The organism is Vibrio sp. 10N.222.52.C3 (genome assembly GCF_041474195.1).
In the GTDB taxonomy this organism is placed as follows: Bacteria; Pseudomonadota; Gammaproteobacteria; order Enterobacterales; family Vibrionaceae; genus Vibrio; species Vibrio crassostreae_C.
Window position 1 is genome coordinate 1 of record NZ_JBFRTQ010000096.1, and the last position, 15080, is coordinate 15080.

Genomic DNA, 15080 nt, shown 5'->3' on the forward strand with positions numbered 1-15080 from the left:
CCTCCTCCTACTCGATTTACCTACTGTAAGTTATCGATAGTGGTGCTTAAGTCTATCTTTGCTTTAAGCTCGCTTTGATTACCCAATGACAATAAAGAAAAGGAAGAGGTGTGTTTAAATCTCATCGCCATAGCTGCTACGGCATTGCTGCCATTCTACTTTGGAGCTGCTTAATCGCGCTGTCTCGAAGCGTATCTGAACAACTGGGCCCAATCGGTGGTGCGGCCAGCCTTTACACGGTGAGTGCGCTGTTGTTGATCTGTGTTATGGGTCTACCAAAGCTGTCACGCTTTTCTAAGTCTTATTTGCTGATTGGCGGCACCTTGTTCGTTTGTTATGAGATCTTCTTGGCTCTGGCTTTAGGAATGGCAAACAATAGACATCAAGCCTTGGAAATGGCTGTCATCAACTACTTATGGCCAGCACTGACGGTGTTATTTGCGGTGCTGCTGAGCGACAAGAAAATTAACTGGTTGGTTTACCCAAGTATCTTCTTGGCCTTCTTTGGCGTCGCTTGGAGCATCAGCGGCGATCAGGGGCTTTCTGTTGAACAAATCGCTGCCAATGTTGCTACTAACCCAAAAACTTATTCAATGGCGTTTTTCGGCGCGATTATTTGGGCGGTTTACTGTAATTACACTCAGAAAGTGGCGAAAGGGCAGAATGCGATTGTGTTGTTCTTTATCGCAACGGCAATCACCTTGTGGATCAAATACGCATTGAGTAACGAAACCGGCATGGTGATGACAACCAGTGCTGCGATTGACTTAGTGTTGGCAGGCGTGTGTATGGGCGCAGGTTACGCGCTTTGGAATACAGCGATACTTGGCGGCAATATGGTGTTTTTGGCGACCATGTCGTATTTCACGCCTATTTTTGCGACCTTACTGTCTTCTATTATTTTGGGTTTGTCATTGAGCATGACGTTTTGGCAGGGCGTTTGTATGGTAACGATTGGCTCTTTAGCTTGCTGGTGGGTAACCAGAGACAAAAAGCCGACGGTTACGGCGTCGGCTTCTAAAAAGGTTCAATCAGAGTCTTAGTCAGCGAGAGGTTGATTGGTTAGCTCTTGGTTCTTAACTCTCGACTCTTAACTCGCGATATTGAGATTCAATTGAAGCTCATAAGGCATCTTCGATAAGCGTCGCTTAAGTTGGCGGCGCGTACGTTCAATATCATCGACCGCAATCGCTTGTTGGTCGTTGGTATGAATATCAACATTGATTCGTAATTCTGGACCAACCTTAGTCACACCCATCAGCTCCAAATCTTGCTCCGCTTCTTTGTCTACCGCGACAACGTTCTTATCTACCGCATCACAAATATCTTTGTTTGCCGACATCATAAGCAGTTCGCGCATCGCCTCACGTAACATGTCGAAAGGCACTTTGATGAAGTAGAAAGACATTAGCAACATCATCATTGGGTCGGCATACACTGCGTATTCTGCAAGCGGAGAAAAAGTAATTAACCAAGCCGCTACGAAACCCGCGGTTACCGCTACACTCAGTAGCGTATCCATTTGCCACTGTTTAGACTCAGCCTGAATCAGACCTGAAGAAATACGTTTACTCTTATTCGCGATGTACCACCAAGCGTAACCACAACCCAGTACGTTGAAAATACCAAACAGAGTTGCGATAGAAGCATCAACTTCACGGCCACCCGTCATTAGGGCACCAATCGCAGAGTAAAGTGAATAACCAACCACAAGAAGAATCACAACGGCTTTAATCGCAATCACAATCGGCTCGATGATAGCTCGACCAAACGGGAACTCAGTGTCCGAAGGGCGATTGATGTATTTCGAGGCAGCTAGTGACAATAAAGTTAACAGTAAGCTGATAAGAGAATAGACACCGTCAAATACTATGACCAGAGAGCCAACGAGAAGACCCAACACCAATCCGCCAATTGCGAAGCCTGATGCTAAAAGGGCTGAGAACAATAGTACTCGATTTTCGTTTTGGCTTTTCCTGTCACACATAATATTTTCCAGATGTTTTTGATAACTTCATTGTTCTAATAATGAGCTAACTTTACAAACTTTATCTGATGATGTTTATATGTCTTATTTAATTCGAACATATAAATCAATAAAATTCAGTGACTTAAGATCAGGGTGTGGTGTCAATAAAGTTGACGTTGAGTGTTTTTTGGTGATGGTGTGCAACTGAAATAGGATCGTTTATGATTAATAAAACACATTAGTCGCTAAGGTCTTATTGGTCTTCTAGATTTGACTGCGACTGCGACTGCGATGGACAAGGAGTGAATCAATATGAAGTTTGACGATATCAGTGATAATGAGTTGTGGGCGATTGCTAACCCGATCATGGATAATCTGATGGATGGTTCAACTAAGGTTGATCATGAACAGCACTGTCGAGATTTTACTCAAAGGATGAAAGACATTGTTACGCCAGAATATTTAGAAAAGGTGTGTCACCATTATCAGCACAGTAATGGCTTTTTTGCTGAGCGTGAGCAAGTTGCTTTATTTAGACGTTCAGACTCCATCGCCTTTGTGTGGAAACAAGCTTACACCATCGCCAAAGGTGAGTTTGTCGCTGAAATGGTATTGGTTGAAGAAGACGGACGCTATTTAGTGGATCACGTGATGGTCTTTTAGGAGTAGTGCTGTTTGTGGTTTTTCCCTTTGTTATCGACGATAAGCAATAAGCGCGAGCTAGAAATCAAACAAATAATCACTAAGCTGGTCGGCCAACCAATTCATTCCTGGGTGCTCTGCCATGCCAGCCGCGGTAAACATACAGTAGTCTTCTTGTGTTAAACCGTAGGTGTGTTTGATCACGGCAAGCTCTTGTTCACGCAGTAAATGGCGAATCAATGGCTCAGGCATTACGCCCCATGCTTCTTCACGTAGAATCGTATCCAACATAAAGTCGAAGCTAGAGAAGCCAATGTAACGACGCGAGAAGGGCTCAAGCTCAGGATTATCCTTTTCATTAAGATAAACCATGGTTGCTTGCATCGAATTTCTCAGTACTTCATCAGACACTCGTCGCATCGCACTCAAATCATGTCCTTTCTTACATACAGACATCATTCGAATCTTACCAAGCGGGTTGTAGATAATTCTTGGGTCATCGACGCGTTCGTAATCGACACCAAATGCGAAGTCGACTTGCTGAGTTTCAACTAGGTTAGCTAAGTCACCGCTCGATGCGAGAACGAAGTTGAATGAGGTAGAAGGGTACTTGTTATTTAAGGCGTGAGATAAGTCCTGCCACATTTCATCGGGTAGGGAGTCATCTCGCGCTATCCAAATCTCTGCGTTGAATTCGCCCGAGACATGTAAGCAGGTTTGTTTAATACGCGCGGCTGTCACCAACATGCCTTCGCAATCTTTGTAAATTGCTTTACCCGCTTCTGAAAGCTCAACGTGGTTTCCGCTGCGGACGAACAGCTCGACATCTAACTCTTTTTCCAAGGCTTTAATCGACATGCTGAGTTTGGTTCGGTTGCATTCTAACTGGCGTGCAGCTTCAGAAACTGATCCTAAATCAGCAACGGAACAAAAGGCTTGGACTTGAGAAAGGTTCATTTCATTTCCATATTGAGCGGGGGTCGGTGCATATTATCTGAATATTGTGCTGACTATCTTAGAAATAGTCCATCTTTGCATGATAACTCTATGACGAATTGACTAATTTGGTTTACTCTGGGGAAGTTCCGAACCTACAAGAAGTAAAGATGGAGGCCATGATGGCGAAACAATGGGACGAATACGCCGTTGATTGGGATAAAGATCCCTCAACCGCAGTATTCGCACAATCCGTATTTGACCAGTTAACACAGCTCGTTGATTTAAACGGAACCCGTGTCCTTGATTTTGGTTGTGGTACAGGACTACTCAGCCAGAAAATATCTCCTTTAGCAAAAGAGATCATCGCACTTGATATCTCTGAAGGGATGATTGAAGAGTTAGATAAGAAAGAGTTACCTAACGTTGAACCGGTAGTTGATATTTTATCGCGCGGACTTGCAGCGCAGCATCCAGCATTCAGAAACCAGTTTGACCTAGTGGTAGCCTCTTCGGTGTGTGGTTTTATCCCGAACCTACAAGACACAGTCAGTCTGATTTACACGCTGCTTGAAAACGACGGTACGTTTGTACACTGGGATTGGTACTTGGAAAGCGACAGTGAAGACTACGGTGTAAGCCAACAGCGCTCAGAAAATGTATTGAGTGCAGCGGGCTTTGCAGTAGTTGAAGTCTCTACACCGTTCTCGATTGACACTCCACAAGGAGAGTTAAAGGTATTAATGGGTGTTGGACGTAAACAAGCGCTTCCAGATCTGTAATCGTGTGTATGCCTTGAGCTAGCATTCAGAATGCTCATTTAAACTACTAAACCCACATTAACGACTCTAACGTCAGTTATGTGGGTTTTCTCTTTTTGGCGCTATCGTTTTAAACAGAACGAATTAGCGCTTTCTCATTTCTTCACTACTAACTCTGGTTTCTCTATTTCTCTATTTCTCAATTTCTCATCTCGCTCATAGAAAACTCAACACCGCTAATTTACAAATTATTTATTTCCATTTTGGAAATGTAGTCTTGCATACATTTCATTAGTGGAAATATAACGGTGAGATATAAAATAAGCCCATAACAACACTAAGGGTTTAATCATGAGCCACCAATCTGCGTCATCTACTTCTTCACCACTTTCAGAGCAACAACAACGCTTTAGCAATATCATTTCAGATGCCAACCTGTCACCAAAACAGAAGTCGAGCTATCTTGCCTTAGAAGCTGAAGCCAGCTTACCGTATATGCCGGTAAGCAAAGAAGTAGAGCAAGCCTTACAACAAGGTGTGCTGTGTGACATGTTTGAAGGGCACGCCCCATTTAAGCCGCGCTATGTACTTCCAGATTATTCTAAATACTTACATCAAGGCTCAGAGTATTTAGAGCTTAGCGCGGCAACCAACTTCGATGAAGCATTGAACATGCTTACCATCCTTTACCACCATGTTCCGTCTGTCACTTCAATTCCGGTTTACCTAGGTCAGTTGGATGATGTGTTGATGCCTTTCGTGGGCGACTTAACAGAAGAGCAGGTATACCAAAAGATTAAGCTGTTCTGGATCATGTTGGATCGCACACTGCCAGACGCCTTTATGCATGTGAATATCGGCCCGACAGACAACATTATCTGCCGTACGATTTTACGTGTAGACGCTGAATTGAAGCAGATCGCGCCAAACTTAACCTTTATGTACGACCCAGCCGTGACACCTGATGATCTACTTCGTCATGCGGCGAGCAACATCTGTGAATGCAGTAAACCACATATTGCAAACTATCCAGCGCATGCCGAGGCTTACGGCGATAAGCGTTTTGGTATTGTGAGCTGCTACAACTCTCTGCCGTTAGCGGGTGGTTCAAACACCTTGGTGCGTATGAACCTTAAGCAAGTGGCGTTGAAGTCTGAGGACAGTGCTGATTTCTTACAACAAGTATTGCCGAACTACAGTGGCATCATGGTTGAGTTGATGAACGTTCGAAGCCGCTTCTTGCATGAAGAGTCTAACTTCTTCGAAGGCTTCTTAACCAAAGAAGGTTTGATCGAAGAGGATCGCTTTGCGCCAATGTTTGGTATTTACGGCATGGCGGAAGCAGTCAACATCTTGTTGGAGAAAGAAGGTCAAGCAGGGCGTTATGGTCACGATGAACTGGCGAATCAGCTTGGTCATCGTATCTCTGAAAAGCTGGCTGAGATCGTTGAACGCTCTGAAGTGAAATATGGATTAGAAGGTAAAGCTCTGCTGCATGCTCAAGGCGGTATTAGCTTAGATGAAGATGTGACGCCGGGTGTCCGTATTCCTTATGGTACCGAACCGGATCCTGTCTCTTACGTTCGTGCAACCGCGGGTCACCATAAGTTCTACACCTCGGGCATCAGTGACATTCTGACCATCGACGAAACAGTGAAATCTAACCCTGAAGCGATGTTTAACCTGTGTAAAGGCGCGATTCAAGCGGGTTACCGAGAGTTCACGGCTAACGTTGCATCAAATGATTTGGTTCGTGTCACGGGTTACATGATTAAGCTATCTGACATTGCCAAATATGACGAGCAAGGCTCACGCACCAATACCACCTTTTTAGGTGCCGAAGCTGCGAAGAACACGGGCATATTAGAGCGTAAACCACGCGTGGCGAGTTTAGAGATGTCGCCGACATACGAATAGCTTTAACGTGTGTTATGCGTTTCGAATACGAACAATGTGAATTATGAAAATTTCTGATCTAACAACTCAAATGGCTAGGGTTAAAAATAATAAGACAGAAAAACAAGCGAAGGTCAGCCGTGTGCTGACCTTTTCTTGTGTTGATGGACCGGGAAATCGCCTAGTGCTGTTTCTACAAGGGTGCAATTTCGATTGTATAACCTGCCATAACCCACACACTATTAATCACTGTAACCATTGCGGAGACTGCATAAGTGGGTGTCCAAGCGGCGCATTAAGCTCTGTAGATGGTAAGGTGAAGTGGGATCCGGTCGCGTGTACCAACTGCGATCAGTGCGTCGATATTTGTGATCATAAGTCGAGCCCCAAAATCACCACGATGACGGTATCCGAGGTACTTGAACTGGTTAGGCATAATCAGTTCTTCCTGAGTGGTATCACCGTTTCAGGTGGTGAGGCGACCATGCAATTGCCGTTTATCATCGAGCTATTTCAAGCGATTAAAAGCGATCCGCAATTGGCACACTTAACGTGTTTTATTGACAGTAACGGCTCGTTGCCTCAACAAGGGTGGGAGCGAGTATTACCTTACCTTGATGGCGCGATGATTGACCTAAAATCATGGCAATCGGAAACACATCAATGGTTAGTGGGTAGAGGTAATCATAGGGTGTTTGAAACCATTAACTACTTAGCAGATAAAGGAAAACTGCACGAAGTTAGGTTGCTACATATCCCAAATAAAAGCGATCTTGAGGACGAAATTGAACAAGTGGGGCGTTACTTGAAGACTCTACCAAGTGATATTCGAATTCGGCTGAATGCGTTTCAGCATCATGGTGTCATTGGCGACGCGTTAGATTGGCCGAAATGCACCGAAAAACAGATGCAGAGCTTTCACGATAAGCTCTACACCATAGTTCAAAGACCGATGCAAACTCCTGAGGTTTATACCTAGTCTTTAGATTTCTTAGGCGGTCAATCAGGCTTCAAAGAACGTTAACTTTCTAAAGATATTAAGTCTCTAAAAATATTAAGCTTCTAAAAACAGGTCACACAACCATTTGATCGCTTGATCATTCATGTTGGGTTTATTCCACACCAAGCTGTACGCCACCTTACCGTAATCAAAAGGCAAGGGCTTGCTCACTAAGCCCTGAGCTTGTTTAGCATGCTCAGCCCACTGTTTAGAGCAAGTGAACAGGAAAGGTGTGTGGTGACACAACACAGCCGCAGCGCCGAAGTCCGCGACCGATATTGCCATCTCTCTTGGTTGGTGGCATTGAACCAAGTTTTGTTCAAAGTAAGGCTGAGACAGTTCGTTATCTAAAATCCCAATGTGCTTGTAATCTAAGTAGCCTTCTACCGTCAGTTCTTGCTGAGCGAGAGGGTGGTGTGCGCCCATCAAACAAACCATTTCATCTGGAAGAATTGTTTCCCAAACCAGCTCTTTGTTATCGGTCGGCGGCTGAGATATATCATGAGGCAACAAGATCAAATTGACCTTGCCACTGAGTAAAGCATCGAAGCCGAGCTGTTGTTTCGAATAGATGTTGAGCTTCGCGTTTGGCGCCAGTTCAGTAGTGATTTTACTTATCTTAGAGGCAAATACTTCGAAGGTACTTTCACGCATCGAAAGTGAAAAACTGCCTTGGTACTCTTGAGGGGTAAAACTCTTTTGATGAAGCAGTCCATTCATGCTTGAAAGAATTGCGTGAACAGTGGGCGCTATCTTCAGAGCAAAGGGAGTCGGGATAAGCTTGGTACCATCTCGATAGAAAAGCTCATCATTCAGGATGTCACGCAACTGAGACAGGGTTTTGCTTACACTCGAAGGGCTGACACAGAGTTGCTCTGAGGTCTGAGTGACGCTGTGGGTGTTCAGCATAATATGAAGCGCAGTGAGGTGCTTAAGGCTCACCCTAGATAAGTGTAAGTAATCCATTTATGACTCACGCATTCAGATTGGCTTGTGATTTTGCATGAACGACAAAATCGAACAAGCCAAATTGGATAAAGGTTATTTACGAGCTAGCTTATGGTGCGCTCGTGAAAAGTGGCCTGCGCAAAATGCGCCCACAATCGATAGTTCACCCGCTAAACACAGTGCAGCACAAACTTCAGCTAGGGCTTGTGATTTACCGTTACCATGCAGCCCAAGTAAATCTAAACAGGCTTTTTGACTTGGCAAGCCAGTACCACCGCCGACAGTCCCCACCATTAGGTTAGGCAGTGTCACGCTAGCGTATAAACCGCCTTCTTTGTTGAGTTCCATACGCGTCATACCAATCGCTGACTCGGCGACACAGGCCGCGTCTTGGCCACAAGCGATGTAAAGTGCCGCCAGTGCATTCGCATAATGGGCGTTGATACCGATAGTGCCGCTCAAAGCGCCACCGACTGTGGTCATTTGGCCAAACTGGACCATCTTCTCTGGTGTCGTGTGTAGGTACTTCGCGACAAGCTCTGCAGGGATATTAACCTCAGCAGTTACCTTTTTGCCACGAACGCTGCGCAAGGTTTGGGTATTGGCTTTCTTATCGCCTGACAAGTTGCCATCAAGGAAAGCGTGGTCAGGCTTAACTGGCGTATTTTCGATGATGTACTCAAACACGGCATTGGTTGCGATGGTCACCATATTCTGACCAGAAGCGTCTCCGGTTAGAAATTCGAACACCAAGTAAACATGGTTACCTTCGATGTTGATATTAATGTCGGTCAGCTTGCCGTGTGATGTTGTTGATTCTGCCAAGATCTTGAACTGGTCATACTGTGTCACAGCCCAAGCCACAAACTGTCCGGCTTCAACTAATCCTTGAAATGCAAAGCCAGGAGTACGTGTTACGCCTTCATTGAGCAACATAGCACTTGCGCCACCACAAGCCGTAATCAGCTTAGAACCACGGTTATAAGACGCGACAAGCGCAGCTTCTGTGGTCGCGAGTGGTACGAGGTAATCGCCCGTAGCAAATAGGCCATTGACTCTTAAAGGGCCAGATATTCCCACAGGGACTTTAACGGTGCCAATAAAGTGCTCAATGTTTTTCTCATAAGCTTGGAACTGACTTTGTGTATGAGGGTCGAGCAGTTCTTGCTGTGAATCTGCATTATCGAGCGCTGTCCAGCGACGTGTGAGATTCTTTTCTGTCAGGTAGGGGCTAGGTGTCAGCTTATTTACTGGCTTTTCAAAATGAGGCTGAAGCTTTTTTTCTAATTCGTCTGCGGAGATGTCGCCTCCTAAAATAGAAACATAGTCACGGCGATGCAGATTTAGTTTTGGCATAAATAGTATGAAGTAAAGTTTGTGCAGCAAATTGGTTTGCGCTGATTCTACCGAGTAATAAACCAGAAACAAGCGCCTGATATAATGAGTTACAGTTTGTGTGGTTGTTGAAGCAAAAAGCAGCGAAGTTTCGCGAAATATAGGCTGTATTTGAGCGAAATTTAGATATGAATGTCGAGAAGGCTACCGATGGCTTCGTTTTGACGATCAACCACACTTGCACCAACGCGGTTATAACTTGCGCTTTGTGTCAGTTTAATCAGGGAATCGGTTGAAGATGAAGCAGGTTCAGGTTCTTTGTCTTTAAAGGAAATGGCTTGTTCAGGCTCTATTTGATTAAAGCTGAGATCGCTAGCTTCGAAAGTGTCGTCGGATTCTAGAGCGTGTTTGGAGGCTTGGTTGAGCTCGATTGCGGCTTCTTCAGCCATGTTGGTGGATTGCTGAATAATGGCGTAACCAGATTGAATACCAGATATCGACATATCAGAACCTTTTATTGACGTATGGAATGAGTCTAGGCGGACGATATTTTGAGCGCAATGGTGAACAGATGAAATTTACGGTGAAAATGTGAACTTAAGCTAAAATAGTGATGTCTGTCTATTAACTGAACAGGTCATTTAGCGCGTTTAATTCTTCATCAGTAAGCAAAGAAGGCTTCTCTGTTTCGAGGTTGCCGTCGATCTCACTCTGAAGTGCTTTTAATTGTTGTGGGCTAAGAAGCTGTATTTGCTGCTTAAATGCTTCAAATTGCTGTGTATTCATAGTGTGACCTTTGTTCAAATCCATATGCTCTTTAGAGCATAGTCTACTGATTCAGGAAATCAAACAAGATTAAGTGAATTTTAAATGATGTTTGAAGTTTCTTGAAACTAAGACAATTATAAATTCCTGTGGTCGTTTTTTGTCCGAGAAATGTTAGGCAAAGCTAAGGCTTGGTCAATCAAAGTCAGAAAATTCCTATAATGTAAAAACGCCTTCAACCCTTGTGGCACAAGGGTAGGTAAGTAATTTCTCTACCCAATTAGGGGTATGGGTAAAGCAATGTATAAATATTTGCGATGATCAAAAGATAAGCAATTGGCGTTATCTTTTTGTTTTTACGGTATTTTGTTTGTTGCTCAAGAAGCTTCTGTTTCAAACGACTTGTCGATCTTAACCTTAACTGCAAACTTGGTCGCTAAGGTATGCAGTTCTGGAAGCATTCGATAGATCAAATGGAGCTGTTGTAGAACCATTTTGACAGAATTCTCATCTTCTTCTCGCCATTCACTCAAACGTTTATCCAGCTCCGGGTCATAAGCGTTTTTCACTTCACAATGCTCTTTATGAGAATAGAGTTGATCATTTAGAGCGTCGAGATGCTGGTGGATGACTCTGTGCGCATCTAGCACCAGTTTGTGTGTCGCTTCATCATCAATACGCGTTCTGTGAGCACCCAGAGCCGAGATATAGCTAAGTAGAGCATGATTGAGTGTTAAGAATCGGAAGCTCTCATCTTCAGAGGTGCGGTACTTACCCGGTTCAACCAACATGCTACTGATCGCGGCAGTCAGGTTTGCATCATTATTATGCGCACTACGTCGAGCGATACGATAGTTTAGGCTATCTTTCTTACCGACACGGTATTGGCCGATGATCTGAGCGAGATAGTTCTTATTGGAATCGAGCGCATTCGCCATCACTTTGTGCAGTCGCTTCGACTGCCAATCAGGTAACACATAAATGACAGCAAGCACGGCGAGAGCACAACCAATAAAGGTATCCGCTAACCTTGGCAATACTACCGCGTAGCCTTCACCTAATTGGTTAAAGCAGAAGAGCACAAGCAGTGTGATAAAGCCGGTCGCAAACCCGTAGTTATTGATTCGAAACGCAAAGAACATCACGCCACTGATCACAATGAACACTAATTGGCTCTCTTGCGACGGGAAGAAAGTCAGTAACGGTACTCCGATCAATAAGCCTGCGACCGTGCCAATGACACGCGCCGTCAGTTTTTGACGGGTTGCACTGTAGTTTGGCTGACACACAAACAGTGTCGTCAGTAGAATCCAATAACCTCGTTCGATATCAAAACCCTGGATAATCCCGTAGCCCAGCGTCAAAGTGATCGCCATGCGAATCGCGTGGCGGAATAGCATAGAATCGGTGTGCAAGTTAGCTTTGATCTTGTGCCACATTGCCGTCAAAGTATGAGGGTTGGTATCGTTCAATACACCTTCTTCAATCTTCTCTGCATCTGGGTTGCTGATATTCGAGAGCTGTTTTTCAACGGTTGCTAGGTTATTGAATAAGTAATCCAACTGATTCAGCAGTGATTTCCATTCAGGGTTGTTCTGTTGGTGCAGGTGATTGAGCGATGACATCAGCTCATCAAGTGCCAATACAGACTTGTCACCATGCTGGTATTCAGCGCCAACTTTCAATGAGCTCGCCACTTCTTTACAAGCTGTTGCCTGCGCTTCCAGTAGATACTTAAATCGAAACAACACGTCAGAGCGTTCAAAGTGTTTTGCTAGCTCTTGATAACGATAGTGGCTAGAGCTTACGCGTTCATGAATATCTTGTGCGATGAAGTAGGTGTTAAGAAATCGGTCACTAGGGCCGTCAATGTGTCCGCGCTTAGAGCGGTTGAGTAGCGTCGCCTTACACATGTTGAGTGCGTTAACGGTACTCGCGTTGAGTTTGGCTTCAATGATTCGGTGTGGCTGGGGAATCAAGTCTGAAACTGGGTAGAAGAGTTCCGCTTTTGAATCGATGTAATTACCGATTTGATCGAATACCGTGGCTAGGTTTTGCTGCACAGGTTGCATTGGCCACACTATCTGCCAAATCATCGACATGAAGTAGTACCAAGCGGCGCCAGTTAATAGTAGAAGCGGTTGAAACCAAAGGTTGGTGCTCTCGTGTGCACCAAGCATGGTATAGATGGCAACCAAGAGAGAACCAAACGCGATACTCGCGTATTTAGGGCCAATTGCCCCGAGAATGATAAAAGAGAAGGTTGAAACAAAAAGCCCTATCGCGAACAGCCAAGGCGTATCGAAGAGAAGCTCAATAGAGAAAGCCGCAACGGCGAAACAGATAAAGGTCAGCGTGAGTGCTTTCAAGCGCCCGGTAAAGCTGTCATCACTTTCCGCAAGAGCCGCAGCAATAACGCCTAAGATCAAAGGCGTGATCAGTGTGTTTTGTCCATAATACCAAGCAGGCACCACCACGCCGAGCAGAGTGATGAGAATTAATACGCTGTAATTTATGGTTTTATTCGCCCAATAGAGGCGTAATTTGGCTGAAAAGTCCACAGTCGCTCACTTGACACACTAAAAACCATAATCCTAACAGAAATCAAGCACAAGAATTTGATACTTATCCATAATTGCCCGTAGGTGGTCATGAAAGCGTCGATAAGATATGAGATATTATTAATTCTCATTGCATCATGATATAAATTCAATATTCCCAATTAAGAGCACACTCCAATGCAGCTAAGCGCTAACAAGACTGCACAGTTTTTTATTCAAAATGAATATCATCAGGTTGAACTTGATGGTCCACGCTTGCTGTTATCTTCAGTAGGCAGTGAAGAGCGTATCCCATTTACTATTTGGAGTGGCAAGATCGCGATAAAGCGCGGATTGTTCTGGGGATCGCTACAATTTTTTGCTAATCAACAAGATGGAACACAGCGCAGTTGGTTAGTACAAGGCTTACCTTGGGATCAATGCCGTCAATTTGCACGCGCGTCAGTTAGTGCTTATCAGAAGTGGCACGACACTCAATGTGAACAATTGGCTGAACACGTACCTCAGTGGGAAGCTGAATTAACACGTCTTGAGCAATTACCAGCCTTTCTACCGCATTCTAAGGTCAACACTTGGGTTGATATGGTCAACTCAGGCTTAGAGAGTATGACAATGACGCTAGAAGAGGCCGCACAACGCATGCCAAACCGCATCGCAAGAATGCAGCCATGGTTATCTGAAACGGAAATCAAGCAAGCTGAAAGAAACCAGCAATGGCTAGAGACCGAGCGAAAAAACTGGGAAGTGTTGTTTGCGCAATGTGAGTCGTCACCACTGAACTTATCGCAGCAATATGCGGTGTTGATGAATGATGATCACAACCTTATTTTAGCGGGTGCAGGCTCGGGTAAAACCAGTGTTCTAACGGCTCGCGTCGCGTATTTACTGCAAAGCCATCAAGCTCAAGCTGAAGAGTTGCTATTGCTCGCTTTTGGTCGTGAAGCGGCAGAAGAGATGAAGCAACGTCTCGACAGCAAAATTGGTTTATCAGCAGAGAAGGTGCAAGTCAGCACTTTCCACCAGTTGGGTTTAAAGATACTGAATCAAGTTGAACCCGAACGTGTGGTTATTTCTCCTTTAGCGCTCGATGACAACCAACGCCAAGCATGGTGCATTGATTGGTTGAAGAAGCACTGGATGACACCGACCAACTTTAAACGTTGGCAAAAGCATTTGTCTAAATGGCCAATCGCTTATTTAACCGGTGACGATGAGCTTGGTAGCCACGTTTCAAACCTCAAATTGATCGGTTGGCTTGAAAAGCAGCTAGAACAGTTGAATGCGTCGGGTTTAACCAAAAAAGAAGTACAGCAACAGCTGATTGATCACCGAGACTATGCGCGCCTCAACAGCGAGCTTTCACTGTGTTGGCCATGTGTAACCGCGTGGCAAAAGGAGCTGAAAGAACAGAATCATATCGACTTCTCAATCATGATCAGCCGAGCGACTCAGTATGTCGAGAAGGGCAAGTTTATCTCACCTTGGAAGTTCATCATGATCGATGAATACCAAGATATCTCACCTGATCGTCTTGCCTTGGTTGAAGCACTGTGTAATCAGTCTAAAGCCGAGCATCAAGCCTCTATTTTTGCAGTAGGCGATGACTGGCAGTCGATTTACCAGTTTGCAGGTGCGGATGTGGATTTGACCACGGGCTTTAAGGATCGTTTTGAAAGCTCGACCATTCATCACCTAGATACGACTTACCGCTTTAACAATCAGTTAGGTGCGGTGGCTAATCGCTTTGTACAAGAAAACCCAATTCAGATTCCGAAAGAACTGAACAGCTTCAAGCAACAGAAGCAGAAGGCGGTGTACAGTGCGCCAAGTAAAGAAGTTGAGAAGATTCTTGATCAACTGAACCGTCAATCCAAAGGCAAAACCAATAAATCGGTGCTGCTACTTGGACGTAATCATTACCACAAGCCAGAGTTGTTGGAAGACTGGAAGAAGATCTTCACTTCCATTGATATCAAGTTCATGACTTGCCACGGCAGTAAAGGTAAAGAGGCGGACTTTGTCATTATTCTTTGTGTTGACGAAGGACAGTTCCCGACCAAGAAGAAACAGCTGCATATTGATGGCGCATTGACTGAATCATCAGACGCGTTCCCTTATGCTGAAGAGCGTCGTTTATTCTATGTAGCAATGACGCGGGCAAAAGAGAAAGTATGGATCACGCACAGTGGCGACGGCTCTGGCTTTGTGCAGGAGCTGCATGGTTCTGATTACCCAGTTGTTCGTAAAAAGTGATGTTACTTGACTTG

13 protein-coding genes are annotated in these 15080 nt (G+C 44.7%); 6 read left to right on the plus strand and 7 right to left on the minus strand.

Annotated elements, in window-relative coordinates:
• Nucleotides 1-110 precede the first annotated feature (110 nt).
• On the plus strand, nt 111-1043 hold the full coding sequence (gene yddG / locus AB4517_RS15685; protein ID WP_371721354.1) for an aromatic amino acid DMT transporter YddG: 933 nt from the start codon (nt 111-113) through the stop codon (nt 1041-1043).
• 47 nt (nt 1044-1090) lie between these two features.
• Here the strand turns inward: yddG and AB4517_RS15690 are convergent, their stop codons facing one another.
• On the minus strand, nt 1091-1987 hold the full coding sequence (locus AB4517_RS15690) for a cation diffusion facilitator family transporter (RefSeq protein WP_017064786.1): 897 nt from the start codon (nt 1985-1987) through the stop codon (nt 1091-1093).
• 294 nt (nt 1988-2281) lie between these two features.
• Between AB4517_RS15690 and AB4517_RS15695 the strand changes: the two genes are divergently transcribed.
• On the plus strand, nt 2282-2632 hold the full coding sequence (locus AB4517_RS15695) for a hypothetical protein (protein WP_017060899.1): 351 nt from the start codon (nt 2282-2284) through the stop codon (nt 2630-2632).
• Nucleotides 2633-2689: 57 nt separating this feature from the next.
• On the opposite strand, the gene AB4517_RS15700 is transcribed toward AB4517_RS15695, so the two are convergent.
• Entirely contained in the window at nt 2690-3568 is an 879-nt protein-coding gene (locus tag AB4517_RS15700; RefSeq protein ID WP_016797108.1) for a LysR family transcriptional regulator, read from the minus strand.
• 161 nt (nt 3569-3729) lie between these two features.
• Between AB4517_RS15700 and AB4517_RS15705 the strand changes: the two genes are divergently transcribed.
• From AB4517_RS15705 to AB4517_RS15715, 3 genes are all read left to right on the plus strand, one after another.
• Nucleotides 3730-4329, plus strand: a complete 600-nt coding sequence (locus tag AB4517_RS15705; RefSeq protein WP_372148651.1) for a class I SAM-dependent methyltransferase — start codon at nt 3730-3732, stop codon at nt 4327-4329.
• Between the two features lie 330 nt (nt 4330-4659).
• Nucleotides 4660-6225 (plus strand): YjjI family glycine radical enzyme, encoded by a 1566-nt coding sequence (locus AB4517_RS15710; protein ID WP_017060897.1) that lies wholly within the window; start codon nt 4660-4662, stop codon nt 6223-6225.
• A gap of 43 nt (nt 6226-6268) precedes the next feature.
• Nucleotides 6269-7183, plus strand: a complete 915-nt coding sequence (locus AB4517_RS15715; protein WP_372114235.1) for a YjjW family glycine radical enzyme activase — start codon at nt 6269-6271, stop codon at nt 7181-7183.
• A gap of 75 nt (nt 7184-7258) precedes the next feature.
• Here the strand turns inward: AB4517_RS15715 and AB4517_RS15720 are convergent, their stop codons facing one another.
• The 5 genes from AB4517_RS15720 to yccS form a co-directional block, all read right to left on the minus strand.
• Complete coding sequence (locus AB4517_RS15720; protein ID WP_017060895.1) at nt 7259-8170, minus strand: LysR family transcriptional regulator; 912 nt, start codon at nt 8168-8170, stop codon at nt 7259-7261.
• A gap of 75 nt (nt 8171-8245) precedes the next feature.
• The gene (locus tag AB4517_RS15725; RefSeq protein WP_029235254.1) at nt 8246-9508 is read right to left on the minus strand and encodes a hydroxymethylglutaryl-CoA reductase; all 1263 of its coding nucleotides are present in this window, start codon (nt 9506-9508) and stop codon (nt 8246-8248) included.
• A 161-nt stretch (nt 9509-9669) separates the two neighbouring features.
• Nucleotides 9670-9990 carry a hypothetical protein gene (locus AB4517_RS15730; RefSeq protein ID WP_017060893.1) on the minus strand — a complete coding sequence of 107 codons (321 nt, stop codon included), beginning with the start codon at nt 9988-9990 and terminating at the stop codon, nt 9670-9672.
• A 121-nt stretch (nt 9991-10111) separates the two neighbouring features.
• Nucleotides 10112-10297 (minus strand): hypothetical protein, encoded by a 186-nt coding sequence (locus AB4517_RS15735; protein WP_065584591.1) that lies wholly within the window; start codon nt 10295-10297, stop codon nt 10112-10114.
• A 332-nt stretch (nt 10298-10629) separates the two neighbouring features.
• Complete coding sequence (gene yccS / locus AB4517_RS15740; protein ID WP_372103237.1) at nt 10630-12813, minus strand: YccS family putative transporter; 2184 nt, start codon at nt 12811-12813, stop codon at nt 10630-10632.
• A 177-nt stretch (nt 12814-12990) separates the two neighbouring features.
• Here yccS and helD point away from each other — a divergent pair, with 177 nt between their 5' ends.
• Nucleotides 12991-15066 (plus strand): DNA helicase IV, encoded by a 2076-nt coding sequence (helD, locus tag AB4517_RS15745; RefSeq protein WP_017067022.1) that lies wholly within the window; start codon nt 12991-12993, stop codon nt 15064-15066.
• Nucleotides 15067-15080 lie beyond the last annotated feature (14 nt).